This is a genomic window from Olivibacter sp. EAT-5, assembly GCF_044784325.1.
Taxonomy (GTDB): domain Bacteria; phylum Bacteroidota; class Bacteroidia; order Sphingobacteriales; family Sphingobacteriaceae; genus Olivibacter; species Olivibacter oleidegradans.
The window spans coordinates 6,329,905-6,355,956 of record NZ_CP173028.1; the positions used below are offsets into that span (position 1 = coordinate 6,329,905).

Annotated in this window: 25 protein-coding genes; 16 read left to right on the forward strand and 9 right to left on the reverse strand. The window is 41.5% G+C overall.

Annotation, left to right across the window (positions count from 1 at the left end):
* Nucleotides 1–9: 9 nt before the first annotated feature.
* The 5 genes from ACH11B_RS26700 to mobC form a co-directional block, all read right to left on the reverse strand.
* Nucleotides 10–1,428 (reverse strand): rhodanese-like domain-containing protein, encoded by a 1,419-nt coding sequence (locus ACH11B_RS26700; RefSeq protein WP_377611337.1) that lies wholly within the window; start codon nt 1,426–1,428, stop codon nt 10–12.
* 98 nt (nt 1,429–1,526) lie between these two features.
* Nucleotides 1,527–2,786 carry an FAD/NAD(P)-binding oxidoreductase gene (locus ACH11B_RS26705; RefSeq protein ID WP_377611339.1) on the reverse strand — a complete coding sequence of 420 codons (1,260 nt, stop codon included), beginning with the start codon at nt 2,784–2,786 and terminating at the stop codon, nt 1,527–1,529.
* 12 nt (nt 2,787–2,798) lie between these two features.
* Nucleotides 2,799–3,596, reverse strand: a complete 798-nt coding sequence (locus ACH11B_RS26710; protein ID WP_201694358.1) for a sulfite exporter TauE/SafE family protein — start codon at nt 3,594–3,596, stop codon at nt 2,799–2,801.
* A gap of 60 nt (nt 3,597–3,656) precedes the next feature.
* Nucleotides 3,657–4,280, reverse strand: coding sequence for a Crp/Fnr family transcriptional regulator (locus ACH11B_RS26715; RefSeq protein ID WP_003012728.1), 624 nt, complete (start codon nt 4,278–4,280; stop codon nt 3,657–3,659).
* 133 nt (nt 4,281–4,413) lie between these two features.
* A complete protein-coding gene (gene mobC / locus ACH11B_RS26720; RefSeq protein ID WP_003012731.1) occupies nt 4,414–6,414 on the reverse strand; it encodes a conjugal transfer protein MobC in 2,001 nt (666 codons plus the stop codon).
* Between the two features lie 605 nt (nt 6,415–7,019).
* Here mobC and ACH11B_RS26725 point away from each other — a divergent pair.
* Complete coding sequence (locus tag ACH11B_RS26725) at nt 7,020–7,184, forward strand: hypothetical protein (protein WP_003012737.1); 165 nt, start codon at nt 7,020–7,022, stop codon at nt 7,182–7,184.
* Nucleotides 7,185–7,202: 18 nt separating this feature from the next.
* On the opposite strand, the gene mobB is transcribed toward ACH11B_RS26725, so the two are convergent.
* Nucleotides 7,203–8,489, reverse strand: coding sequence for a conjugal transfer protein MobB (gene mobB, locus ACH11B_RS26730; protein ID WP_003012738.1), 1,287 nt, complete (start codon nt 8,487–8,489; stop codon nt 7,203–7,205).
* Nucleotides 8,490–8,491: 2 nt separating this feature from the next.
* Nucleotides 8,492–8,929 (reverse strand): conjugal transfer protein MobA, encoded by a 438-nt coding sequence (gene mobA / locus ACH11B_RS26735; RefSeq protein ID WP_003012739.1) that lies wholly within the window; start codon nt 8,927–8,929, stop codon nt 8,492–8,494.
* Nucleotides 8,930–9,676: 747 nt separating this feature from the next.
* Here mobA and ACH11B_RS26740 point away from each other — a divergent pair.
* The 9 genes from ACH11B_RS26740 (at nt 9,677) to ACH11B_RS26780 (ending at nt 18,265) form a co-directional block, all read left to right on the forward strand.
* Nucleotides 9,677–10,444: a ParA family protein gene (locus tag ACH11B_RS26740; RefSeq protein ID WP_003012747.1), complete on the forward strand. Its 768-nt coding sequence runs from the start codon at nt 9,677–9,679 to the stop codon at nt 10,442–10,444.
* A gap of 4 nt (nt 10,445–10,448) precedes the next feature.
* The gene (locus ACH11B_RS26745; RefSeq protein WP_201694357.1) at nt 10,449–10,898 is read left to right on the forward strand and encodes a DUF3408 domain-containing protein; all 450 of its coding nucleotides are present in this window, start codon (nt 10,449–10,451) and stop codon (nt 10,896–10,898) included.
* 11 nt (nt 10,899–10,909) lie between these two features.
* Nucleotides 10,910–11,545: a hypothetical protein gene (locus ACH11B_RS26750; protein WP_003012752.1), complete on the forward strand. Its 636-nt coding sequence runs from the start codon at nt 10,910–10,912 to the stop codon at nt 11,543–11,545.
* Nucleotides 11,546–11,814: 269 nt separating this feature from the next.
* A complete protein-coding gene (locus ACH11B_RS26755) occupies nt 11,815–12,933 on the forward strand; it encodes an AAA family ATPase (protein ID WP_157600624.1) in 1,119 nt (372 codons plus the stop codon).
* A gap of 3 nt (nt 12,934–12,936) precedes the next feature.
* Complete coding sequence (locus ACH11B_RS26760; RefSeq protein ID WP_003012758.1) at nt 12,937–15,417, forward strand: S8 family peptidase; 2,481 nt, start codon at nt 12,937–12,939, stop codon at nt 15,415–15,417.
* Between the two features lie 24 nt (nt 15,418–15,441).
* The gene (locus ACH11B_RS26765; protein ID WP_003012762.1) at nt 15,442–15,687 is read left to right on the forward strand and encodes a DUF2188 domain-containing protein; all 246 of its coding nucleotides are present in this window, start codon (nt 15,442–15,444) and stop codon (nt 15,685–15,687) included.
* 317 nt (nt 15,688–16,004) lie between these two features.
* Entirely contained in the window at nt 16,005–16,706 is a 702-nt protein-coding gene (locus ACH11B_RS26770; RefSeq protein WP_003012765.1) for a multiubiquitin domain-containing protein, read from the forward strand.
* Nucleotides 16,681–17,862 carry a ThiF family adenylyltransferase gene (locus ACH11B_RS26775; protein ID WP_003012767.1) on the forward strand — a complete coding sequence of 394 codons (1,182 nt, stop codon included), beginning with the start codon at nt 16,681–16,683 and terminating at the stop codon, nt 17,860–17,862. Before ACH11B_RS26770 ends, ACH11B_RS26775 begins: the two co-directional genes overlap by 26 nt.
* Complete coding sequence (locus ACH11B_RS26780; protein ID WP_239016316.1) at nt 17,846–18,265, forward strand: DUF6527 family protein; 420 nt, start codon at nt 17,846–17,848, stop codon at nt 18,263–18,265. The genes ACH11B_RS26775 and ACH11B_RS26780 overlap by 17 nt, the downstream gene beginning before the upstream one ends.
* 94 nt (nt 18,266–18,359) lie before the next feature.
* On the opposite strand, the gene ACH11B_RS26785 is transcribed toward ACH11B_RS26780, so the two are convergent.
* Together ACH11B_RS26785 and ACH11B_RS26790 are read right to left on the reverse strand one after the other, a co-directional pair.
* Complete coding sequence (locus ACH11B_RS26785) at nt 18,360–19,196, reverse strand: IS982 family transposase (protein WP_377611346.1); 837 nt, start codon at nt 19,194–19,196, stop codon at nt 18,360–18,362.
* Between the two features lie 85 nt (nt 19,197–19,281).
* Entirely contained in the window at nt 19,282–20,418 is a 1,137-nt protein-coding gene (locus tag ACH11B_RS26790; protein WP_003012773.1) for a DUF3800 domain-containing protein, read from the reverse strand.
* Nucleotides 20,419–20,600: 182 nt separating this feature from the next.
* On the opposite strand from ACH11B_RS26790, the gene ACH11B_RS26795 reads away from it, so the two are divergent.
* The 6 genes from ACH11B_RS26795 to traK are packed head-to-tail and all read left to right on the forward strand — an operon-like array spanning nt 20,601 to nt 26,051.
* The gene (locus ACH11B_RS26795; RefSeq protein WP_003012776.1) at nt 20,601–20,906 is read left to right on the forward strand and encodes a DUF4134 domain-containing protein; all 306 of its coding nucleotides are present in this window, start codon (nt 20,601–20,603) and stop codon (nt 20,904–20,906) included.
* Nucleotides 20,907–20,917: 11 nt separating this feature from the next.
* Complete coding sequence (locus tag ACH11B_RS26800) at nt 20,918–21,247, forward strand: DUF4133 domain-containing protein (RefSeq protein WP_003012779.1); 330 nt, start codon at nt 20,918–20,920, stop codon at nt 21,245–21,247.
* Nucleotides 21,244–23,748: a TraG family conjugative transposon ATPase gene (locus tag ACH11B_RS26805; protein WP_377611349.1), complete on the forward strand. Its 2,505-nt coding sequence runs from the start codon at nt 21,244–21,246 to the stop codon at nt 23,746–23,748. Before ACH11B_RS26800 ends, ACH11B_RS26805 begins: the two co-directional genes overlap by 4 nt.
* A 28-nt stretch (nt 23,749–23,776) precedes the next feature.
* Complete coding sequence (locus ACH11B_RS26810) at nt 23,777–24,409, forward strand: DUF4141 domain-containing protein (RefSeq protein ID WP_003012786.1); 633 nt, start codon at nt 23,777–23,779, stop codon at nt 24,407–24,409.
* A 3-nt stretch (nt 24,410–24,412) separates the two neighbouring features.
* Entirely contained in the window at nt 24,413–25,408 is a 996-nt protein-coding gene (gene traJ / locus ACH11B_RS26815) for a conjugative transposon protein TraJ (protein WP_003012787.1), read from the forward strand.
* 19 nt (nt 25,409–25,427) lie between these two features.
* Nucleotides 25,428–26,051: a conjugative transposon protein TraK gene (gene traK, locus ACH11B_RS26820; RefSeq protein WP_003012789.1), complete on the forward strand. Its 624-nt coding sequence runs from the start codon at nt 25,428–25,430 to the stop codon at nt 26,049–26,051.
* Nucleotide 26,052 lies beyond the last annotated feature (1 nt).

The window sequence follows — 26,052 nt, forward strand, 5'->3', positions numbered from 1 at the left end:
TTTTTTATTTTAAGCGTTCGTACACGATGCTTCTTTGCACCCGACTGTTTTACCCTCTACTGCTAACCATTCTTTCATACCGCCGGAAAAATTCTTTACGTTTTCAAAGCCGTTTTTAGCCAGTATGGAATAAGCGATTGCCGAACGGTCGCCCGCCTGACAATGGATGACCACCTGTTTGTCTTTACTGATTTTATCGAGGTTGTCCGGCAGGGTTCCGACAAAAACATTATCCGCACCGTCTATGTGTCCTGCCTCATATTCGGTTGCTCCCCGAACATCGACTATCTGCACATTATCCTGCCCGATGTAGGTCTTAAATTCGTCCAAAGCAATCACGTCTGCGCTCTGGAGTGCAATGCCCATATCGTTTACATCCGAAATGTAACCGTAGATGTTGTCCAAACCGATACGCATCAGCTTACGGGTCAAATCTTCCATCTGGCTGTCATCAGCTACCAAAATAAACTGCTCCTGATAGTTCAGCAACCAACCGCACCACGTAGAAAAAGAGTTATTTCCCTGAATGTTCAGGCTACCGGGAATAAAGCCTTTAGCGAAATCTGCCTTATTGCGGGTATCTATTACCCTGATGCCTTTTTCATAGGCAGAAACAAATTGTTCTTTGGATAGCTTCGGGTGTTTCGGAACTTCTATCAAGAGTGGACGATAAACTTTGTTCAAATGCTTCATCATTGCAAAATACTTCGGCGGCTCCGGCTGGTCGGCTAACAGGTATTCGGTAAATCCGTTTTCATCTTCGCTATACTGGAACGCCCAATTGCGGATTTTTTCGTACCCTACGGTAGAGCTATGCACCGCTCCCAAAGACTTACCACAAGCGGAGCCTGCCCCGTGTGCCGACCATACCTGAACGTATTCGGGAAGCGCAGCAAACTTTTTCAACGATTGGAACATCTGTTTGGCTCCGGCTTCTTTTGTTCCGATAAGTCCTGCGGCTTTCTCTAACAAATCAGGACGACCAATATCGCCGACAAATACAAAATCGCCTGTGAATACCATAACGGGCTTGTCCGTTGCCGGATGGTCGGTCAGTAAAAAGCTGATGCTTTCGGGCGTGTGACCAGGTGTGTGCATTACCTCCAATGTGAGGTTGCCCACTCTAATCATATTGCCGTCTTTCAGCCCTTTGTGCGGGAATTGATATTGCCAGTTTTCGCCTCCCTCGTCCGAAAGGTACATCGTTGCCCCGGTTACTGCCGCCAGTTCCCTTGAACCGCAAAGAAAGTCTGCGTGTATGTGGGTTTCGGCAATGTGCGTGATGCGGATATTATTCTGCTTTGCGATTTCGAGATATACATCAATATCCCTTTGGGCATCTATTACGATTGCCTCGCCCGTAGCCTGACAGCCTATTACATAACTGCCCTGTGCCAAACTTTTATCATAAACGTGTTGAAAAAACATACTGATTTATTTTTATCGTTATCATTCTTTTTACTACTGCAAATTTCCGTTACTTATTTTTCCTGTACAGCTACTTTAGTTACATAAGGACAGGAAGACTACATTTTCCCTTTCATCATTTTATTCCAGTACATATAGGGGAGCATATATTTCTTTAGCAGCCACAACCGCCAATGCTCTTTGTAGCTGTTGAACACCAGCATAAATTTCAGCATAGGGTCGGGTGTAAACTCATTCTTATAATTAAACTCTGCGAGTGTCATTTTGCCGTACCCTGTAACCAATGGGCAGGACGAATACCCGTCATAAGATTTATTGTCTGCGGGCTTATGGGCAAGTAGTTTCAGGATATTATCCACCACTACGGGAGCCTGCTTGCGAATGGCTGCACCTGTTTTCGCCGTTGGCAATGCCGCTACGTCGCCCAATCCGAAAATGTTAGGGTATGTCTTGTGTTGCAGGCTGTTTATATCCACATTCAGCCATCCTGCCTCATTGCACAAACCTGATTTTATCAGAAATCCGGGAGCAACCTGCGGGGGAGCCAGATGCAGGAAATCAAACGGTATTTCAATGACGGACTGCCCCTGTACCCGTTCTCCTAAAACATTGCCCTCGTTGACCACACACTTGTTTTCATCGGGTGCGATGTTCTGGAAATAGGCAATTTTCTTGTCGGGGTCAATCTTTACCGGGGCATAGAATGGTTTGAAATGAACGTTATACCGATGGATAACTTTCATGAGTGTTTCGGCAATAACCTTTACGCCGAAAATGACTGAACCTGGCGTGGCAAACACCACATTTGTTTTTTTATCCAGTCCTTTCCTTTTGAAATAATCTGCCGCCAGATACATAATCTTCTGTGGTGCGCCACCACATTTAATGGGTGTGGTGGGCTGTGTAAAAATGGCGTTGCCTCCTTTGAAGCCCTGCAAGCATTTCCACGTATATTCAGGGTCTATGTAGTTGCTGCAAACTACGCCTTTGGCAAGGGCTTCTTCCAAGCCAGCTATCAATGAAAGGTCGTACACAAGCCCCGCAGCTACGATTAAGTAATCATAACCGATGCTGCCGCATTTTTCTGTTTCCACCTTGTTTTCTTCGGGGCGGAGTATCGTTGCCTTGTCTTTAATCCATTCCACGCCGGAGGGAATGAGCGATGCTTCTTCCATGATGGTCTTCTCCATTTTGTAAGTGCCTGCACCTACCAATGTAAAAGCGGGCTGATAGTAGTGCTTTTCGGACGGTTCAATAATGGCAATGGATAAACCGGGTTGCTTGTTCTTTAATTGAGCAGCAACCATAATACCTCCCGTACCTCCGCCAATAATGAGTATTTGAAAATGCTTTTCCATATGACAATGATTTTAGTGTAACAATGTTTCCTTAACGATGATGTAGATGCCCATTACCAGCACAAACCATCCGAAAGCGGGCTTCAACTTGGAAGCCTTTATTTTTGTAGAAAGGTAACTGCCTATCAGTATGCCGATGATGGCAATGGAAGCGATGCTTAATAGAAAGCCCCATTGTACGGAAGTATGGGGCAGGGAAAAGAGGAAGCCCATTAAAGAGTTGATGGAAATAATGACCAATGATGTGCCTACGGCTGTTTTCATCGGCAATTTCAGCAGGTTTACCAAAGCAGGGATTATCAGGAAGCCACCGCCTGCGCCAATCAGTCCGGTTATCACGCCGATAAAAATTCCCTGTAATAGAATTTGCAGATAATTAATTTGTTGCTTTTGTAATGCTTCATCATCTTCCTTTCTGATTTTTTTTATCATACTGTAAGATGCTGCAATCATCAGTATGGCAAAGAGCAGCATCAACAGCATATTCTTGGTTATGGTGTAGTTCCCGATAGTGAAGACCTCTTGCGGGATAGCCGGAAGTACATATTCCCTTGTCAAAAAAATAGATGCAATGGACGGAATACCGAAAACAAGTGCTGTTTTGATACTGACCAATCCTTTTTTGAAATAAGAGAATGAACCGACAACGCTCGTTGAGCCAACGATGAAAAGGGAGTAAGCGGTAGCCAATACTGCATCAAGGCTAAACAGGTAAACCAGTACAGGAACAGTCAGAATACTGCCACCGCCACCGATTAGCCCTAAAGAAATACCAATAAAAATTGATGCCGAATACCCTGCTATATCCATAGATTTCTGAATTGATACTACAAATTTGCACCAATCCAAAAACCTGTACAGTTACATTTGTTACATAAGGGTGATTTTGTTCCTGCCCAATCGAACCGTCCCCATTTCTTCCAACTGTTTCAGCAGCCTCGACACGACTACACGGGCAGTACCCAATTCATTGGCTAATTGTTCGTGGGTAATGTTCAGGATATTATTTCCGGTAAGTTCCTGCTTCTTGCGCAGCAGAGCCAATAAGCGTTCATCTATCTTTTTAAAAGTGATGGCATTGACTATTTCTAAAAGTTCCTCGAAACGCTTGTGGTACAAACGGAAGATATAGTCCAGCCATTGGGGGTACTCTTTGATGAACAAGGCTACTTTATCCATTGGCAAAAAAAGGATTTCTGCATCCTCTTCCACTTCGGCTTTGACCTTGCTTGTTTCATTGTGCATCCCACCCAAAAATGACATAATGCAGCTTTCTCCGGCTTTGATGTAATACAGCAAAATCTCCCTGCCGTCTTCTTCTGTTCGGATAACTTTAAGGGTTCCTTTAGTAACAATAGGAATAGAACGAATGGATGAATTTTCATTCAGAATAACGCTTCCTGCTTCATATTCTTTTCGTATGCTGTTTTCATAGAGTTTCCCCACCAATTCAGGAGAGGATTTAAATTCTGTTATCTGTTCCAATGGTTCCATCTGCAAATTTTTAAGGCTTACTTATTCATAATACGGTTATATATCTGCTAATTACCATATTGAAATACGCAACCTGCAAATTTACACAATCTGCTTGCTATATACAGTAACTTTTGTTACAAAATGAATGATTTTATCCCTCTTGCACCAAATGCTGCAAGTTCGGGTCGTTCTTGATGCGTTCCATTTCACTTACAACAATAGTCAGGATGTCTGATTTTATCTGTTTGTAATTGCTTTCAATTTGCTGTTTCATTTTATCCTCGCCCTGTTCATCTACAAAAGATAGGATTTGTGGTATTTGCTGATAGGCTTTAGTTTCGGCAGCTACCTTTTCATTATCCACTACAATTTCGGCGTGGAAAATCTTTTGCTCAATGCGTTCCTCAAAGTTATCTGATACAGAACCTACAAACATACCCTGCGTTAAGGTTGAAATTTTGGAAGCCGGAATAAGGCTGTCTAACTGTGTAGAAATAGAGGTGGATTTATCATTACGGTTGATCGTCATACTCTGCCTTTTCTGCAATACTTTTCCAAAGCGTTCAGATAGGCTCTTTGCAGTTTCGCCCACAACCTGCCCGCTAAAAATATTACCGACCGTGTTCTGAATAACCTTAGCTTCTTTATCGCCATAATCCCGTATTAATTGACTAAAATCCTGAAAGCCCAAACATACAGCCACCTTATTACTTCTCGCCGTTGCGATAAGATTGTCCAGTCCCCTGAAATAAATCGTGGGCAATTCGTCTATGATAACGGAACTCTTTAATTGCCCTTTTTTATTAATGAGCTTTACAATTCTTGAATTGTACAAACCCAATGCTGCGGAGTAAATGTTTTGGCGGTCGGGATTATTACCCACGCACAAAATTTTAGGCGCTGCCGGGTTATTGATGTCTAATGAAAAATCATCGCCTGTCATAACCCAATACAATTGTGGGCTAATCATTCTTGATAACGGAATTTTTGCCGATGCAATCTGTCCCTGTAATTGGTCTTGTGCGCCGCCCTGCCACGCATCCATAAAGGGCGATAAATAATTTTCCAGTTCAGGATATGATGTCAATATTGTAAATACGTCTGCGTATTTTTTATTCAGCAATTCAATAGCGTGAGGGAAAGTGCAATGCTTGCCATTATCATAAATTTTCAAAAACCAAATAATGGCAGCAAGCAGGATAATCGGGCTTTCCACGAAAAAATCGCCTTGCTTCTGTATCCACGACCTGTTGAGGTTCAGCATTATGGTATAAGCCGCTTCGTAGGCATCGGATATATCCGTCATAAAATCGGGATTGAGTGGATTGCAACGGTGGCTCTTGCGTGGGTCGTCAAAATTTATCACGTAAAATTTTGGCTGAACTTTGTATTTATCCCTGTGCTTCAGCAAATGATTGTAAGCGATGGTAGAAAGGTCGTCGAATTTGAAATCGTAGATGTACATACTAAAGCCTTTCTCAATCTGCTGCTTGATATAGTTGTTTACGATGGCATACGATTTACCGGAACCCGGAGTACCCAACACGATGGATGCCCTGAAAGGATTTACAATGTTTATCCAACCGTTGTTCCATTTGCCTTTGTAGTAAAATTTGGTGGGCAGGTTGACGGAATATTCATTTTCCATCAATTTGGTTTCCTGCTGGAAGCTCTCGTTTTCATTATTGAAAACGTCGTCCATCAGGTTAGTGCGCAGCAATCGGCTCATCCATACACCAGCCATCAGTAAGGCGATATAGCCTGACGATATAGTCAGCATATACAGGAATGTGCCTGTTGCCGGGGATAGTTTTAGCAATGGCGTGTTGAGAAAGAACAATAAAAAACCAATCCCCAAAGCCACATAGATTTTGCTCCACGTAATTTTTTCATCTTTAACGCCCTTAGTTCCCAAACAGCTCAACGCCAGCAATACTAATGCAAAGGCTTTGGTATAAAGGGTATGCGAAAACAGCCCTGCTGTTCGCTGAAAATTGCCCAATATTTTGTTGATTAATTCTAATGTCCAGCCACGTTCTATAAAGAACCCGTAACAGAACCAATACAAGTGCATCAACACTATGATGATACTTACTGCACGCATAAAAGCCATTATTTTGGCTAAGCCTCTTAAATCGTCTTCTCCCTGCATTTTTATAAAATTTTAAATGTTCGGGCGTGAATTTATGGGCTGTATAGTGCGGTTATAAGAATGTGGCAGTCAGTGGCATTAAATGGCAGTGTTTGGCTGTAAGTGGCTCTAATCCTTTGCAGATAATTCAATCATTTTTTTTAAATTTATAGTTGTGAAAATCAGTTTGCTTTTCTCATTAGTTGGAACAAGCAAGATTTAAAAGAGGAATGCGATGAATTGGAACAATCCAGATGCGTATCCCGGAGAAACTGAAGACGAATATGAAATTCGGAAAAGCAAAGAAAGTCAAGCTGCTACCGGATTAATGTCGGGAATAATAAAGTTTTTTTTTCGTTCTAAAAATCGGGGCGATTTTCGGTGTGTTCTTTTATGCCGGATTTTTACTGTCACAAAAACTAAGGGGCAAAGAAACTGATAACTTTAAAGTTTGGGGGTTCTCCATCTTATTTGCCTACTTTATTTTCTGCATCGTTTATTTTTTGAAAGGAACCATTATCGGGTTACGGCGAAAGAACCGGAAGCTATGGGTATTGCCCTGGGCAATCTGTGTGCTACTATGCTGTATAGTTTCTGCATTTATCATAAAATCAATAGTAGCCGGAATGTTCAGTATTACTGAACGGGAAAGTATCTTGTGTATCGGGCTAAGCTGGGGAGCGTTCGTACTTTCTGCATTATACATCTACGGTATTTATCAGTTCAAAACACCCACTGCACCTAAGATTTTGCAGTGGAGTTATGCTTTGGGGCTAAGAGTTGCTACATAATAAGCACATAAAAATCTATTAATGCCCTCGCTTGCGTTTACGTTTCTTCTTCATTCGGTTGGCAAAATCCTGTTCCTCGTAATCTTCGCCCTGGGCTTCGGGAATAAGCAAACCGCCCAACGCTTCAACTAATCCGTCTTCATTTTTATCGGTATTAATAAAATCAAATAAATGGTGCGGTTCTTCCGTAGGAAGATCTGCATAATTTGTTCTTGTTGTTTTTGGTTTTAACTCATCAGGCTCTTTGATGTTGGGCTTAATGTTGTTGTTCCAATAATCATTAAATACGTTGGCAGAAAGTTCTTTTGCCAGCCGTGATCCGTTCCATACCTTTTTTGAATTGTGGTCGATGAATGTCATACCGTAGATCCGTCCTGTATCGTTTCTGCGTACCACTACATTAATGCCCTGTTCGCCCAACTGCTTTTTAAAAGCCTGCTCATCGCTCGTGGTTTGCAGGGCAATGGTAACGGCTGATTTTAAGGTCTGCTTAGTCGGGTGGTCTTTCAAAGCCGTTTTGCATTTCGCAAAATGCAATTCCAAACCTGCCAGTCCTGCACTTTTTCCAAACAAAGAAGCCTTGAACGGATGTCCGGCTCTTTCTCCTTTTTCATTCAATGGAATGTACAACAAACCCTGCTGTGCCTTGCCGTGTAACTCTCCCTCCACTTTTTCAGTAGTAATATTAAACAGGGAAAGCAAGGCATTGTATTCGCCCAAAGTTTGGAATTGATAATAGTTTGGCAGGTGGCGCACTACTGAAGCTATTTGGCTTTTGACATCGCCAGCTTTGTAATTTACGGGGCGGAAAACCTTGTCGTTCTGCTGGCGCTCCTTGTCCGTGGCTGGTATTAAATGGTGCTGTTTTTCCAATTCTCGGCAAACATTCATAGATCGCATTTTCTCGAACTTGTCCGAAATCTTTTTGCCGTTTTCGTCCACGCAAACCGAAACAATATGAATGTGGCTACGGTCAATATCGGTATGTTTGAATACGATAAAAGGCTGTTCGCCGTAGCCCATTTCACGCATATACTGCTGTGCCATTTCCCTAAATTTATCATCACTAACGGTATCATTCGGGTCGGGATTGAGCGAAATATGCAGCGTATGTTTTTCCGTATTGCGGTTTGCCAGCAGATACGGAGCGAAAGATTGGGCTAATTGTGCGACGGTATATTGTCCGTTTGCGGTTTCAATAATCTTATTAGCGAACAAAATTTGCCCGTTTTCCTTTTCGATTTTCAGGTTGTTATACGCCAACGCACCGTATAAATTTTCACTTCTTCCGATTTTAGCTATCATTTCTACGGCTGTTTTTTGAGGTGTTTGGCTTCAAACTCTTCGGTTATCTGAATGATTTTTTGACACAACATTGCCATTTCAGCCGTCTGTTTTTCCAGTTTGTAAAGAAATGCTGCGGCTTTTTTCTCCGAAAAATGGCGGTACAGCAGCTTTACAATCTGGTTATAGTTTACACCTATTGCCCGGAACTGACTGTGAAACGAAGTCAGCCGCATATAAAAATCAACCGTTCCTTTATCAATTTTAACCGACTTCATTTCCTTTCCGAACAACTGTGAAATGATAAACTTGGCTTTATTGGGCATTCCTGATGCTTCAAAAAGCGATAAAAGTTTGGCATTTTCCTTATCTGTCAATCGGAATACGTGGCGGTGTGTGCTGGGGTCGAGCTTCGGCTTGCGCCCGCCTTTGTTCTGTTTACTGTTATTGTTCTCGTTCATCACTAATCCATTTATAATCTACACGAAAAGCCGACTTCGGAGGTTTTTTCTGCCCCCTGCAAAGGGCAAGTTGTTTTGAGGCACTAAACTCGGTTTAGAGTGCCTCAAAACACAACTTGCCGTGTTCCGGTGAACACAAAAATCCGCCCTGCGGGACGGATTGGATGTAACAGGGAAAAACGGCTTGTTGCCGTTCCCGTTACCTCCCAATATGTCAAAAGTCATTTGCATAAATCCGTTAATAAAAATCACAATACAAAGTAAAGCCCTGTTCCCGATAGCGTTGCACTGTGCCACAGTGCCAAACAGTGCAACACACCGCCAAACAATGCCACAGGCGTACAATCGAATGAAATTGATTGGTTCTTTGCTCTTGAATGATGGCAGGAAGACAGGCAGCCCGTGCTTCAGGAATAGCAGACAGCACGCATTCAGGAACGTAGGCAAACCTGCCTCCCTGATTGCAGGAATGCAAGAAAGCAAGAAAGCAAGATTGCACGACTGCCCGAAAGCGTGAACACTTGCTATCCAACTATACGGCTCGCCTGAATGATTGGTTGATTGACGGAATGAAAGAATGACGGCAAGCCTGCCTGATAAGCTACCGGAATGATTGCAAGGCTACTGTACTGCAAGGAAGCAGGCAACCCTGATAGCTTTCCTGAATGAAAGTGTGAAATCAGAACGGCTTTCCGGAACGCCTGCAAGCCTGAAAACAGGAATTTGAAAACTTTAAATTTTAAAAATATGGACACAAAAAAGAAACCTCTGTTTGTCGCCTTTTCTTCTCAAAAAGGCGGCGTTGGCAAAAGCACATTCACTACGCTTGTCGCCAGTACGATGCACTATCGCTTGGGCTACAACGTAGCCGTATTTGATGCGGATTTTCCGCAGCATAGCCTGATGAAAATGAAAACCCGTGATTTGGCAATGGTAATGGAAAACGAGGCGTTGAAAAAACTGGCATATAAGCAATTTACCACCATCAACAAAAAAGCCTATTCCATTATGCAGCACAAAGCGGATAGCGTACTGGATGCGGCGCACGAATTTGTAAACACTTATCCCATCCCGCTTGATGTGCTGTTCTTCGACCTGCCGGGAACAGTGAACACGCCCGGCATCCTGAAAGCATTAGCAGGTATGCACCACATTTTTACACCCATCACGGCAGACCGTGTAGTAATGGAAAGTACGCTCATCTTCACACAGCTTTTACAGGACGTGATTATGAAAAAAGGCGAAACTTCCATACAGACCATTAACCTGTTTTGGAACCAGGTGGATGGCAGGGAAAGCACGCCATTATATGGCGTGTACAACCAGCTTATAGCTCAACTGGGGTTAAGCCTGATGCAAAGCCAAGTGAAGAACAGTACCCGTTTTCGAAAAGAAAGTGAAGCGGGTAGCAAAGTGGTTTTCCGTTCTACTGTAATGCCTCCCGATGAACGCTTGATGAAAGCCTGCCAATTGGATTTGTTCATCAATGAATTTTTAAAAATCGTTCAATTATAGCCTTATGGAAAAAGATAATAAAAGGAAAGCCACGCCAGACATCAACGAAGAGTTGATGATGAACCTGATGGTAGACGGCATTAAAAAAGACGGCATACAGCTTCCTCCCGAACCATCTGAAGAACCGAAAAAGGAAACTGTAAAAGAAGAAGCAAAACAGGAAGAATTACTTCGAAGCAAGCCAGTACAAAGGGAACGGAACCGCACCAAGAAAAACCTTGACGGGAGCTACGGCGAACACTTTTTGAAAACCCACACAATGACAAAACGGGGCGATAAAAGCATTTATATCCGGCAGGAATACCACGAACGGCTATCCCGTATTGTACAGGTTATTGGTAAGGATGCCATACCCCTGTATGCTTACCTTGACAATATACTGGAACATCATTTTGAAATGTTTGAGAAAGCAATCACAGATGATTTCAACGAAAAGTTTAAACCTATTTTTTAAAGCACCTGGTTATGGAAATAGTAATTGTGATTTGTCTGCTCATCGTCATTGCCCTGCTTTTGCAAGACAAGATTGTCATTAAAAAAAGTTCGGAGGAAAAGCCTGTGCAGGAAAAGGTTAACCCGAACCTCCCCGATATTATGGGACAGCCTAAGCCAATAAAGAGCCAATTAGTGCCAAAAACTGCCAATGAACGTCAAATAATGGAACCGGAGATAAACTCTGATAATTTAGACATCGAATACGACGAGAACGAAAACGTCAGTATTCAAGTTCCGCAGGAAGAACTGGACGAAGTTTTCAGCAATATACCTGATTTGGACGAAGAGGAAGAAGAATGGAACAGCTACGGAATATCCGGTGGCGATAACAGTCTTGCCCAAGGGGTTACCTACGATGAACTAAGCTCCATGGGAACATTGCTCCAAAAAGAAAATTTGGAACAATCCCAAAAGGAAACAGCGGTTGCCATAGTTCAGAAATTACAAGGAACTGAATTATTCAGCTTACTGGAAAATTCCATAGAGGGTGCTTCCCGAAAAATTGCCGAGCTTTTAGATAGCACCCTTTTTGATGAAACGGAGGACGGTTCTTCCACTTTGCGGAAAAATGACTTGAGTGATTTTGACATTGGGGAGTTTGTGTAGGCAAACTCCCTTTTGCGTTGATTAGGGTTTAGATGCGTCAAATGTAACTAACATTCACCTATTTACATCAATCTCTTAAGTCTTAATATGGAAACTGTTTCGTTATTTTGGAAATTTATCATTAATAAAAGGAAATAACATTTGAATATTGGAAATTTATTTCTATATTTGCTTTCGTAAACAAGAAATAAACAAAGTAAATGCTCAAATACTTCAGTATAATACAAGCTTTAAGCAGATCCGCACTAGCAACACCAAACGAAGCTATCATGCATCAAATCAGAAGACTGAAAGAAAGTCTTGAAAAAGATGGCTTTACCAAAGAGGCAAAATCATTGCAGGCATTGTTAGTTGCTTCCGAATCAGCACTCGACATGGCTCCTAGTAAGATTCAAAGATCTTTTGTGGTATTAAAAGGCGAAGAATTGACTACTAAAACTTCTATCCCTGTAGACAAGGAAACATCAACACCATTAGCAGAGATTTTTTTTCCTGATAATCTTCCAGAAACAGCTCCGATGTTCGATGATAACATTCAACTTGCAATTCAATCAATTGTAAATGAATGGAGGAAATTTGATCAACTAATGGAAATCAATGCAACACCAGCAAGTTCTTGTTTAATTTATGGAGCACCTGGGACTGGAAAAACTCATTTAGCCAAATGGATTGCTAAACAAATTGGATTACCTGTAGTTCTTGCAAGGTTGGAAGGTTTGATGTCTTCCTATCTTGGTACGACTTCTCGTAACATTGGAAATTTATTTGCATTTGCCAATAGATATAAGTGCATTTTACTCCTTGATGAGTTTGATGCAATAGCTAAGCTTCGCAATGACCCGCAAGAGGTTGGTGAAGTCAAAAGAGTAGTTAATACACTATTACAAAGTCTTGATTCCCGCCACGAAAAAGGTTTTACCATCGGGGTAACTAATCATGAAAGTCTTTTAGATCCTGCTATTTGGAGACGGTTTGATATTCAGGTTGAAATCCCCAAGCCTTCTCCTGAAGTTATGATTCAATTGCTTAACAGTTTTATTAAACCATTAGAATTCAATGAAAGCGAAATAAAGTTTTTAGCATGGTGCCTGGATGGTTCATCCGGTGCGGATGCTGAAATGCTTTCTAAATGGCTGAAAAGAGCTTTTGTGCTTGAAAAAAAAAGCAATATCGTAGAGGTCATGAAACAATTTGCCTTACTCAATTCTGGGAGAGTTGACACCAAAAAGAGAAACATAATGCTTCATAGTGATGAAGATTTTATCAATATGTTATTAAATGACAAAGTTTACTTTTTTAAACAGAAAGATATTGCCTCTCTGTTCGGGATGACACCATCAACTTTAAGTAAGCAGTTGTCAAAATTCAAAGATTCTGAAAAAATATAAGTTATGGCAAATAGTCCTGTTCAAATCGTATTAAATAGCGACGCTTTTATTGAGGCTTTAGAAAACAATGGCGGAGGCGGCTCAAAAGACTTTTTTGCCGGAAATGATAATGAATTTATTGAGCATCGAGATAATATTCAAAATCAACTCAACGAGATTAAAAGCATGCAATTGGTAAGTAGCTTTTCCAGAGTTTCTTATGCAAAAGTTACGTTAAAGCAATCCGCATTAGCCAAAAGTCATCGACCAACTTCACAAGTTTTTAAAAGAGATATTGCACCAGTAATTGGAGCAGGTGATTTAGGAGAGTTATTTGTAGAGCTAACTCCTGAAAGTATAGACAAAATAAATAATAAAGTTGGACAGGCTGAAACCGAAACTAGATATAAAGAAAAGAACGGCAAGAATGAGCCTAATCCTTCAAGATTGAGGAGCGAAATCGGTGCAATTGAAGAAATAGCACCTTACACTGCGAGTGATAAAAGAAGCTTTTCTGTTAAAGAAGCTGTAAACTGGCTATCTAACCCTCAAACTGGTGGAGCATATATGGTGGAATTATTTGAAGCTCCGCCAGTGAGACAAGATTGGGATTTGCTGAGTAAATACAAATTTGAATTATTTGATAGTTTTTTTGGAGGTATTGCAAATTTAGGGACAGGCATATTTGTCTCAAGAATTACGACTGGTCAGGGTTCAGCGGTTGTGTTCGGCATTAAATTAGAAAATAGTGATTCAACACCCGTAATACAGCTCTACTCATCATCAACAGCTGGCAAATCGGGAGAGAGAAAATCAATTGACTTAAATTTGGAAAGACATAACCAATTGTTGGAATATTTGGGAAATCATCCATTGGTAAAAAAGGTTACTCTTCCCCCAATCATTACACAAAGCCTAACTGTCAAGTCTCAGTTGAAAGGTGAAAACTTTACTATTTCAGCCCCTGACCATAAAGGTTCATATCCTAAAGTATGTATTGTAGATGGAGGTGTTTCAGATATTTATGGCGACTGGATTGAGGACCGTTGGGGATTAATCAGCAATGCTGACAAAGATGAAAATCACGGTACTTTTATAGCAGGATTAGCAATATTTGGGCAACAATTAAATGGAAATGCTATTTGCAGGGAAATTGATGGTTGTAAAATTATAGATCTTGATATTTTACCTCGTGTAGATAGATATAGCTCATACTATTCAAAACCCTTAGAATTTTTCAATGAGCTTGAAACTGCTGTTCAAGAATTAAAAGCTAGAACAGGAGTTAGAATATTTAACTTTAGCTTGAATATAGAAGAACACGCATCAACAACTGGATATAGTGTCCCAGCCCAAATTCTAGATAAAATTGCCGAAGAAAATGATGTTGTTTTTGTTATTTCGGCAGGTAATACTCATCCAAGGGATATAAGAAAGGAATGGCCTTCTGATCATTTTGATGCATTGAAAATATTAGCATCTTCTAGAAATGACGCTATTAAAAAACCAGCTGAAAGCTGTCGTAACATTAGCGTTTCAGCATTAAACCCGCCACATTTGGATGGCGTAGTTCCATATGCTTTAAGCAACTATAGTTGTCGTGGTCCCGGCTTACGAGTTGGCCTTAAACCTGATTTTGCACATATAGGTGGGTCAGGAACTATTCATCCGTCATTGGGACACGGCCTTCTATCTTTAGATCCTACGAGTAAAATTGTCGATGGTTGTGGAACCAGTTATGCTGCACCTAATGTGGCAAAGACCTTAGCTAGTCTTGACTATTCGATCGAAGGTGTCGTTTCAAGGGAAACATTAATAGCTCTTGGTATTCATCATGCGGTATTACCTGAATCCCTTAATGATAAGAACTTAAGAAATGTTACCAAACATTTGGTTGGATTTGGCATGCCTGATGGTTCAGAAGATATTTTGAATGGAAATCCGTCCGCAATAACATTAGTATTTGCAAACCGTGCTATAAGTGGACATAAAATGAGTTTCAAATTTTCTTGGCCTTCAAGTTTGGTGAGAGACGGTAAATGTTTTGGACATGCTAAACTCACGATAGTAAGCACACCGAGATTTGATTATAGATTTGGCTCTGAGTTTGTCAGAATAAATATTGACGCAGCCTTAAGACAGTTGCAAAAGGACGGTAATTATAAAGGAAGATTAAATGCTATTTATACGCCAGAAGATGGTGATGGTAGTTTGTATGAAAAGGATCAGATTGAACATTCGTTCAAATGGAGTCCTGTGAAAGTTTATGAGAAAACATTCCCCCGTGGAGTTGGACCATCTACAGAATGGAAGCTAGATGTCGAGTACTTATCAAGAGATGGTGTAACTATACCTGCTGCAGGAGTACCATTTACAGCGATATTAACCATTTCAGATCCTAATAGTGAAAAACCGGTATTTAATGACATGCGACAAATGTTGCAATCACTCGGAGTTCAAGCTGTTGATATTAAAACTGCCGCTCGAATTGTACCAAGAGTTTAATTTACGAAAACTAAAAATATTATTATGGCAAATTATCATGTAACACAGAAGAAAGGACAAGAAGGTTGGAATGTCCAAAAAGAGGGTGGCAAAAAGGCTTCGGCCATTGTTAGCACTCAAAAGCAAGCGGAACAACTTGCAAAACAGTTTTCATCAAATAATGGTGGCGGAGAAGTTAGGATACACCGACCAAATGGTGGACCTATACGAGATAGCGACACTGTAAAGCCAGGAAATGATCCAAAGTCAATTAAAGACACTAAGTTCTAATGAAAAAAAGATTAAGAAAATAAAAAACCAGGCTTAAATCACCTGGCTTCAAATTCCTTTAAAGGAAACAAAAGCCCTTGCAAGGCTCTTGGTGGTATTGTTTTCGCACTTCAAAACTACCTCCTTTATTTGAAATAAACAAGCTTTTCGTGATTTTAAACCTTCTACCCGTACAATTCAGGTAGTTGGGCTTGGTATTAATAGAATAAAATTTCAATTGCATCAGAATTAAACTATCGTAGGGTACGCTCTATTTATTGTCGAAATGATAGGCAATAAGCAATTAAATATTAATTAATATCAAATTAAAATTCAAGATGAATTCAAATAATCATCAAGGGGAATCGCATTCCCAAAATTCAAAAGTACCTCTAACTTTTGTAATAGAAGGCAAAGAGTATGAAACATTTGATCAGTACAAAACAGGGGCAGAATTAAAACAACTAGCTGGGATACCTTTAGATACCGAGTTGTTTTTGTCAATTAGCAAACCATATCAGGATGAGCTTATTGAAAATGAGAAACAAGTTAACTTGGCTCGACCTGAAACCGAGTATTTCTTCGTAAAGAAAAAGCTTCAGTTCTTCATTAATAACAAACCCTTTACTTGGTATAAGCAATACATAAGAGGTGTTCAAATCAGAGAACTGGGCAATATATCTGCTGAAGATGATATCTTCCTTGACATCAAGGAAGGTTGGCAAGACGATCAAATATTAGATGATGAAGTCGTTGATTTAGCTCGTCCGGGTAAAGAGAAGTTTTTCTCTAAACCAAGACCTACTGAGTTTACAATTATTGTCAATGCTCGTCCACATATTTGGAAAGAAGCAAACATCTCTTTTGAGCAGTTGGTTGTGTTAGCTTTCGGATCATACGATAATAACCCAAACAAGGGTTATACGGTTACTTATAGCAGAGGCTGGGAACCTAAACCAGAAGGCACTATGGTTAAAGGTTCAGTTGTTCGTGTCAAAAATAAAATGATCTTCGATGTCACAGCAACTGATAAATCATAGTCCAGACCTTAAGCGTCTAAGAGACGAAGGTTATGAGATCGAGGTACGTGGTGGATATTTACTTATCCACCATATACCCTATGTCGATCAAAACAGGCAGATACTATACGGAGTGTTAGTAAGTACACTCACGTTAAGCAATAATAACAAGACAGCAACTCCGGATAATCATGTTATACATTTTATCGGGGATAATCCCTGTGGTTCTGACGGTACAATTATCACTGCCATTCAACATAGTAATTCTAATTCTGTACTGAACCATCAGATTACGGTAAACAGATCTTTTTCAAATAAGCCTCCTGCCGGATATCCGAACTACTATGAAAAGGTCAAGAGGTATGCAGACATCATTTCGGCACCGGCTAAATATCTGGATTCTTCAGTAACGGAAAAGACTTTTAAGGTGATAGTAGACAGTGCTAATGAAACAGTATTCCAGTACATTGATACCAATTCGAGTCGAGCTAACATAGAAGTAATTAATGCAAAATTAGAAGGACAGAAAATTGCAATTGTTGGTTTAGGAGGAACTGGAGCATATATTTTAGATATGGTTGCTAAAACACCGGTGAAGGAAATCCATCTTTTTGATGGGGATAGCTTTGACCAACACAATGCATTCCGTTCGCCAGGTGCTGCATCAATGAGTGACCTTAATGAAAATTCGAGAAAGGCTGCATATTATCAAAAGTTGTATTCTAACATGCACAAGTACATTTATATCCATGACTACTATGTGAAAAAAGAGAATCTATTAGAATTAGATAAAATGGATTATGTATTTGTATGTGTTGATAAAAATGCAGCTAGGAAAATGATAACAGATTACTTGGCTAGTATCGGTATTCCGTTCTCTGATGTAGGTTTAGGTGTGAATGTCGTTGATGACAAGCTTACGGGTGCTGTAAGAGTTACTTCTGCCACCCGTGACAAGAATGACCATTTACCTCTTCGGATTTTTTCAGAAGACTCCGATAATAACGAATATGCTACTAATATTCAGATTGCGGAATTAAATGCATTGAATGCAATTTTTGCTATCCTGAGATGGAAGAAGCTATCTGGAATTTATGTTGATTTGGAAAATGAGCATCATAGCTCATATGCTATTAGTACATCTAAAATTTTTAATGAAGATGTCGTTACAGCATAAGTTCGTTGAATTCATTCCTGAGAAGGTTGAGGAGGGCATTTTATACGTCTCAATCGAATACTGCACTGCAATACATAAATGTGTATGTGGCTGTGGTAATGAAGTAGTGACTCCATTATCTCCGACAGATTGGAGGTTGACATTTAATGGCAAATCAATTACGCTTCATCCGTCTATAGGCAATTGGAATTTTGAATGTCAGTCTCATTATTGGATAAGGAACAATAAGATTGAGTTTGCCGGTCATTGGACAGAAAAGGAAATCCGTCTAGGTAGAGAAAATGACTTAGAACGTAAGACGGAGTATTTTGAAATGCCGGAGATTCCAAAAGAAGAACCAGTTATTCAAGAAAGTCAAAAATCCACTATTTGGCAGAAAATCTCCAAATTCTTTCGATTTTAGAACTTTGATTTTTATTTCTATAAAGCCGAAGGTAATTCTTCGGCTTTATTCATTTATTATCTTTTGCTTATCTAATACTAATTAATTCAAGTTGCTAGTTAATTGCTTTGCTTAGTTGCAACCCAAAAACAAACAGCGTTAATTTTATTAGGAATCCATCTAAGGTTACTGCGTGTATCGTTCTCGGGAACATCTTTTTAATATCGCTGATAGCTGTTTCTACCCTTTTTCTCATTTTCAGCTTTTCCCGCCTCTGTTCCACGGTATCCATCCTTTTGGAATTGGATTTTCTCTGGATTTTCAACAATACAGCCTTTCTTTCAAAAGCGCTGTCTTCCAGCCGATAATCCAGATAAGCGCTGTCGCCGTATACCGAAGCCTCTGCCGGAAGCTTGTCTATCATTTTACCCAGTGCCTTTGCATCGGCTGTCTTTCCCGGTGTAAAATGGAACGCTATGGGTATGCCGTCCCCGGTGGTAAGCAGCTGCACCTTTACGCCATAAAAATAACTTCTCATGCTTGCGGTGTAGCCCCTCCACTTTTTGTCGTTCACTATCCTGCAGTTCGGAATCCGCATGTTGTTGCAGACGGCCACCGGAAAGGAGTCGATGATGTAATGCAGCTCACAGCAAAATTCTTTAAAGTAGCCGCTGACAATCTCGAACAGGCTATAGAGCAGCGTGCCAACTTGATGGAGCCGTCTGTTGAACCTGCTCTTGTCGAGCATGTCGGGAATAAATCCGTACTGCTTCATAAAATGGATTGCAGACGAATGGTTTCCGTAGAAGCTGGTTGATGAAACTATAGCTGTCAATATCACCTCGCTGTCACTAACTTTGCGCCTCTTATCCTCCACATGTCCAATTCCTTTCAAAATATCATCGATTAAACAAAAAACTGAAATAATTTTGTCCCTGGTAAGCATCATCATTTGAGTGTTTAGTTGTCGTTAACCAAATCTCTCATTTTTGATGCTTACTTTTTATTCCTTAACTAGCAACTTGAATTAATTAAGGTTATTTTCCTGCAATAATTTCGCATAGTTCCCCAAATTTCATTACCTCTTCATAACTATCTATTGCGTGTAGAAAGGCAGGATTTTTCTGATCTGATTTATTAATAATATCAATAAATAGCTTCATGTTTTCTAATTGTAGCGCTGAGAAAGAGTCGAGATCTGCTTTAATCTCATCCATACTGTGAGTATTCCTGTAATTGGTATATTTACCCATGAAACCGACGAAAATATCCGATAGTTGTGTCAATTGGCTATCCTGAGAATCGACAAACGAATAGTTTTTAAACTCCACTCCTTTATCTAGCATTCTGTAGCCATTCAAAGCTTCTCGGATGGAATCTTCATTATCAAATATATGAGTTGAATTTTTGAAAGTATAAATAGGTCTAAGGTAAAAATGTGTTAGATCTGCTAGCAGAATATAATCTTTTTCATCCATAACAAAAGCTAGCTCACCTTTCTTTTTAGCCTCTTTCAATATCTGCCGCAAAGATTCCAACCCAAAATGAAATTCTGGTATCGTAAGATATGGTTCAAAAAGATTGCTCAGTGCTTCTATGAAATTACCAATATTCTCAGGTTTAACATTAGGATATTCGAAACCATAAAAAAGCTGAATAACGGCATCTATTTCAAGACGACAGAGTTTGTACAGGTCATTCTTTAGTCGATTGTCAAATCCATGCCCCAATTGCATAGCCTGGTCAGAATTCATTATAGCAGAGTCTACGATATCAACTACTGACCAGTAAAGAATATTTAAGCTAGAATAATGGACATAAAGATCGCTATCCTTTAGAAAGCCAAAGAAGAGATTCAATTTCTGGGATTTTAGACAATCAAGAAAATCTCCAAATGCGATATGTTTGAATTTCACTTCCTCGGCTGTTTTCTGCAATTTAAAACTATCTATCAATGGCTGTACATCGGGTACTGCTCCTTGATGTAGAAGTCCTCCCAAAACGAAGTTTGCCGTAAATGTATAATTGAAATCATTTTCTCTTACATAGAATGTTTTGATATTATTGGTTTCATCATAATAGAATGTATATGGTGTTGTAAAATCTACCCTTGGATTTAGCAATCGGGCAAATTGATTAGCTGCCTCAATTTCGGCTATTTCAAAATCAATCATAGTGTTAGCTAATTAAAATAAATATGTGGCTAAGTTATAAAAATGCCTCCTAATACTGCCACTCACCGCCAAACACTTCCTCTGACTGCCACTTTCTTATAACGCCTCTTTTTCCACAAGACATTTGTCCCGAAGGCTCGCAAGGTGCGGGATAAACAGTAACAAATTAATGTGTTTCAATTATGGAAAAAAAGAGAAAAAAAGTTTTGCTGGCAGCCGTGGCAATGCTGTCAGGAATTGGTGCGTTCGCACAGGGAAACGGCTCGGCGGGTATCAACGAGGCTACCCAAATGGTAACAAGTTATTTCGACCCCGCAACGCAATTAATCTACGCCATCGGTGCGGTAGTTGGGTTAATCGGGGGCGTTAAGGTGTATAACAAGTTCAGTTCCGGCGACCCTGATACGAGCAAGACCGCAGCTTCGTGGTTTGGTGCGTGTATCTTCTTGATTGTTGCGGCTACCATCCTGCGCTCATTCTTCCTTTAATCCCTTGCCTTATGAATTACAATATCAACAAAGGCATAGGAAGGACAGTGGAATTTAAAGGGTTGAAAGCGCAATACCTGTTCATTTTCGCAGGCGGGTTGCTCGGTACGCTTATCCTCGTGATGATACTGTATATGGCAGGCGTAAACTCTTACATCTGCCTGTTCCTCGGAGCAGGCGGTGCTTCGCTCATTGTATGGCAGACCTTTTCGCTGAACCGCAAGTACGGTGAACACGGGCTGATGAAGATAGCAGCCAATAAGAGGCACCCCCGCTACATCATCTGTCGCAAGCCGGTACACCGCTACATAAAGTTCACCCGTAAATCGAATGCCGTATGAGAAATGTAGCAAAGACCACAACACTGGAGAGCAAGTTTCCGCTACTGGCAGTAGAAAACAATTGCATCCTTTCCAAAGATGCGGACATCACCGCCTGCTTTGAAGTGCGTTTACCGGAGCTGTTTACTGTAGCCTCAGCAGAATACGAAGCAATTCATTCTGCCTGGCACAAGGCCATTAAGACTTTGCCGGATTTTACGGTTATCCACAAACAGGATTGGTACATCAAAGAAAGCTACGCACCTGATATGGCGAAGGAAGACCAAAGCTTTCTCGCAAAGTCTTATCAACGCCATTTCAATGAACGACCGTTCCTTAACCACTATTGCTACCTGTTCCTGACTAAAACTACCAAAGAGCGTATGCGTATGCAGAGTAATTTCTCATCTCTATGCAAAGGTGTATTGATACCAAAGGAAATCAGGGATAAGGAAGCCATTCACCGTTTTATGGAAGCTGTTGCTCAGTTTGAGCGCATCGTAAACGATAGCGGTTTTATCAAGTTGCAAAGCCTTACGGAAGAGGACATAATCGGTGCGGATGGGAACCAGGGATTGCTGGAACAGTACCTAACACTGTCAAGAGATGCCGGAACTCCAATGCAGGACATCGCATTGGGAGGTGAAGAAGTGCGTATCGGCAACAAAAGGTTGTGCCTGCACACGCTTTCCGATACGGACGACCTGCCCGGAACGGTATCGGCAGATACCCGTTTTGAAAAGCTATCTACCGACCGTAGCGACTGCCGTTTATCATTCGCTGCGCCTGTGGGCTTGTTGTTAAGCTGCAACCACATCTACAACCAGTATTTGTTTTTGGATAACAGCGAAGACAACCTGCAAAAGTTTGAGAAGTCCGCACGGAATATGCACTCGCTGGCGAGGTACAGCCGTGCCAACCAAATCAACAAAGAGTGGATAGAAAAGTACCTGAACGAAGCCCACAGCTTCGGGCTGTCTTCTATCCGTGCGCACTTCAACATTATGGCGTGGTCGGAAGACCCTGCGGAACTGAAGCAGCTAAAGAACGATTGCGGTAGTGCATTGGCACTGATGGAGTGTAAGCCACGCCACAACACAACGGACGTGGCTACCTCGTATTGGGCTGGTATGCCGGGCAATGCGGGCGACTTTCCTAGTGAGGAAAGTTTTTACACTTTTATCGAACCTGCGCTGTGCTTCTTCACGGAAGAAACCAACTACCACAATTCGCCCTCGCCGTTCGGTATCAAGATGGCTGACAGGCTTACAGGAAAACCTATCCATTTGGATATTTCCGACCTGCCTATGAAGCGGGGTATCATCACGAACCGGAACAAGTTCATACTTGGTCCGTCGGGTTCGGGTAAGTCGTTCTTCACTAACCATATGGTACGGCAGTATTACGAACAGGGCGCACACGTACTGTTGGTAGATACGGGTAACTCTTATCAGGGCTTATGCGAACTCATCAAAGGAAAGACCAAAGGCGAAGACGGTGTTTACTTCACTTACACCGAAGATAACCCGATTGCCTTTAACCCTTTTTATACCGATGATGGTGTGTTCGACATTGAAAAGAGGGAAAGTATCAAGACTTTGATACTCACGCTTTGGAAACGTGATGATGAGCCGCCAACCCGTTCTGAAGAAGTTGCCCTTTCCAATGCGGTAAGCGGTTATATCGAGCGTATCAAGACGGCAGATGTGTACCCGTCATTCAACGGTTTCTATGAGTATGTAAAAGGCGACTACCGCAAGGTACTGGAAGAAAAGCAGGTCAGGGAAAAAGACTTTGACATTGCCAACTTTCTGAACGTACTCGAACCCTATTACAAGGGTGGCGAATACGATTACCTGCTGAACTCCAACAAGCAGTTAGACCTGCTTTCCAAACGCTTTATCGTGTTTGAAATTGATGCGATTAAAGACCACAAAATCCTTTTTCCCATTGTGACCATCATCATTATGGAGGTGTTCATCAACAAGATGCGCCGACTGAAAGGTATTCGCAAGCTCATCCTGATTGAAGAGGCTTGGAAAGCGATAGCCAAAGAGGGAATGGCAGAATACATCAAGTACCTGTTTAAGACCGTCCGCAAATTCTTCGGAGAAGCGATTGTCGTTACGCAGGAAGTTGACGACATCATCCAATCGCCCATAGTGAAAGAAAGTATCATCAACAACTCCGACTGTAAAATCCTGCTTGACCAACGCAAGTATATGAACAAGTTTGATGACATACAGGCGATGTTGGGGCTTACGGACAAAGAGAAAGGGCAGGTACTTTCCATCAATATGAACAACGATGCAAGCCGACTTTACAAAGAGGTTTGGATTGGCTTAGGTGGTACGCACTCGGCAGTCTATGCCACCGAAGTTAGTTTGGAGGAATACCTCGCCTATACGACCGAAGAAACCGAAAAAATGGAAGTGATGCAGCTTGCTTCCGAACTGGACGGCAATGTAGAACTCGCCATTAAGCATATCGCAATGCAAAGGAGGGACAATTCAAATCAATAGTCATTAACAATTTAAAAATTCAGAAACAATGAAAAAAGTATTGTATCTGGTGTGTACGGCACTGATGCTCGCCGTAGCACCGTCAGCAAAAGCCCAATGGGTTGTAACCGACCCCGCAAATTTGGCTTCGGGCATTATCAACTCTGCAAACGAAATCGTACAGACTTCTTCCACCGTGAGCAACGTGGTAAAAAACTTCAACGAAGTGAAGAAAGTGTACGAGCAGGGCAAGGAATATTACGACAAGCTGAAAGCCATCAATAACCTTGTGAAAGATGCCCGTAAGGTGCAGCAAACGGTTTTGTTGGTAGGCGATGTTTCCGAAATGTACGTGCAGAATTTCGGTAAAATGATGAACGACCCAAATTTCACACCGCAGGAATTGACCGCTATCGGCAACGGTTATTCGGCACTGCTCAATGAAAGTACCGAACTGCTTAAGGAGCTGAAGCAGATTATAACCGCCACAGACCTATCACTAAATGACAAGGAACGTATGGATGTGATTGACCGTGTGTACAAAGAGGTAAAGGATTACCACAGCCTTGTACGCTACTACACCAACAAAAACATTTCTGTAAGCTACCTAAGAGCGAAAAAGAAAAACGATGCCCAAAGAGTGCTTGAACTCTACGGAACTGCTAACCAAAAATACTGGTAAACTATGGAATGGGATAATCTTCACGAACTCCTGCGGTCGCTTTATGATGATATGATGCCGCTTGCAGGCGATATGGCGGCAGTCGCTAAGGGTTTGGCGGGATTGGGAGCATTGTTCTATGTGGCATTAAAGGTTTGGCAGGCTTTAAGCCGTGCCGAACCTATTGATATGTTCCCTTTGCTGCGCCCATTCGCTTTAGGGCTTTGTATTATGTTCTTCCCGACCATCGTACTGGGAACCATCAATGCGGTACTTAGCCCGGTGGTGGTAGGAACCCACCAAATACTCGAAGACCAGGTGCTTGACCTGAACGAACTGCAACAGCAGAAAGACCAGTTGGAATATGAGGCAATGGTCAGGAACCCCGAAACCGCCTATATGGTATCAGACGAAGAGTTTGATAAGAAACTGGACGAACTGGGTTGGTCGCCCTCCGACATTGGAACAATGGCGGGAATGTATATGGACAGGCAAGCCTACAAGATAGAGAAAGCCATAAAGGACTGGTTTCGCAATCTACTGGAAATACTCTTTCAGGCGGCGGCTTTGGTCATTGATACCATACGAACTTTTTTTCTGATAGTCCTCTCCATACTCGGACCAATAGCCTTTGCTATTTCCGTATGGGACGGCTTTCAGTCCACGCTCACGCAATGGCTCACGAGGTACGTCAGCGTTTACCTGTGGCTTCCCGTTTCGGATTTGTTCAGCTCAATGTTGGCAAGAATACAATCCCTCATTTTAGAACGGGATATAGCAATGCTTGCCGACCCCACCTATATACCTGATACGAGCAATACCGTGTACATCATCTTTATGATAATCGGCATCATCGGGTACTTCACTATCCCGACGGTAACAGGTTGGGTAATCCAAGCCGGAGGCGCTGGAAACTTTACCCGCAATGTAAACTCCACAGCAATGAAAGCCGGAAACATCGCCGGAGCAGGCGCAGGTTCCACAGTTGGAAACATCGGCGGTAAACTGATGAATAAATAATCATTAATCATTCTAAAAAATGGAATTTAAAACGCTAAGAAATATCGAAAACAGCTTTAGGCAGATAAGACTATATGCCATTGTGTTTGCGGTTCTCTGCATTGGCGTGGTAGGTTACGCCGTATGGCGTTCCTACCGCTTTGCAGAAGAACAACGCCAAAAAATCTATGTACTGGATAATGGAAAATCCCTGATGCTTGCCTTGTCGCAGGATGCGAGCATCAACCGCCCGGTTGAGGCAAGGGAACACGTCAGGAGATTTCACGAACTGTTCTTTACGCTTGCCCCCGACAAGAACGCTATCGAAAGCAATATGAGCAGGGCATTCAACCTTGCCGACAAAAGTGCTTTCGATTATTACAAGGACTTATCAGAAAAGGGCTATTACAGCCGTATCATTTCGGGGAACGTGCAGCAGCGTATAGAGGTAGATAGTGTGGTGTGCAACTTCGACAACTACCCGTATGCGGTGCATACCTACGCCAAACAATTCATCATCCGTTCGAGCAACGTAACCAGGCGTAACCTGATTACTTCCTGCTATCTCGTCAACTCCGTTCGTTCCGACAATAATCCGCAGGGCTTCAATATTGAAAAATTTGCAGTCGTGGAAAATAAGGATATAGAGGTCATCGAACGCTAAA